This is a genomic window from Variovorax sp. P4_D9 (assembly GCF_056401695.1).
Genome location: NZ_JBFUIU010001543.1, coordinates 1 through 1,080, shown reverse-complemented (window position 1 = coordinate 1,080; position 1,080 = coordinate 1). Strand labels below are relative to the sequence as shown.

At 61.9% G+C, this 1,080-nt stretch carries 2 protein-coding genes; both read right to left on the bottom strand.

The window, feature by feature from the left end:
* Positions 1 to 432 (bottom strand): hypothetical protein (locus tag AC1DY5_RS56745; protein WP_478122889.1); only part of this gene is annotated, 432 nt, incomplete at its 3' end.
* Between the two features lie 270 nt (positions 433 to 702).
* Positions 703 to 1,080 (bottom strand): transposase (locus AC1DY5_RS56740; RefSeq protein WP_478122888.1); only part of this gene is annotated, 378 nt, incomplete at its 5' end.

Genomic DNA, 1,080 nt, shown 5'->3' with positions numbered 1-1,080 from the left:
GGACTGCTGTTTCAATAGGAGAGACCCATCCTGGAGGGCGAACCAGAGCACGCCAGCAGCCAAGCCGATCGCCAACGCGAACTTGAGCGTGCCCAAGCCTGACTCCCACAGGTGCAGCCGGTGCTTGCGCTCGATCTCCCAGAACGCGTTCACGGCGGTCAGCCAGACGTTGACCTCCTTGAGATCCTGGGGAACCTGTTTCGACTCGGTGGGATGCGCTGGTTGTGGCGTTGTCGGTGGCTCGGGCGCGGCTGGCGTCATCGTGCCCTCCTCTCGGTCGGCTTCGAGTGCTTGGCGATCTCCCTCGGCCGCAGTTTGCATGCGGACGCGGCAAGCCGCAAGAGCGCCCGCGAAGTGGTGGGTCAGGCCGATCACGGCGATTTTCTTGCACAGCGCCGATTGCACCATCAAGCCGCTCAGCCAGCGCCGCAACGTCGACTCGATCTCGTGCCGTGGAGTCGAAGCCAGAATCCAGGCGCGCCAGGATCGGCGCTTTCGGACCCGCCGCGCTCAGGGGCCGCGCCATCGGGATTACACGCTCGAAGTTGAATTCCGTCTCCCGTGCCGAATGCTGCAAGGTGCGTGTCAAGGTGGTTGTCGCTTAGCTCATGCAGCCAAAAGCTGGGCAGGTCGCGGCGCCATGTCGAGGGCGTCCGCTCGATGACGGCTACGCGTCGCCGGGCTTCGGACACGCATACTTACTCATAAGTCAGAAATATAGGAGACAGACGGGTGCTTGAAGAAGGAACGAACCAGGGCGCTGTCATCGGCGATGGCCTGGAGTTGGTCGTCAACTCGGCACTGCAGCTTTTCGCCTGCTTTCAAGGGCGAGCGAGCAACCCCTGTGCGCTTGGCATGACTCCAGACCAACTCGTCGGGATTGAGGTCAGGCGCATAGCCGGGCAGGAAGTGCAGGGTGAGCTTGCCAGCGGTGCTGGCGACATATTCCTTCACGATCGCCTTCTTGTGCGCAGGAAGTCCATCCACTATCAGGCGCACCGGCTTTCTGCGCTTTCGCATCAACTGCTTGAGCAATTCGACAAACAACTCGCCAGTCAATGCGCCGGACAATGCGCCGGA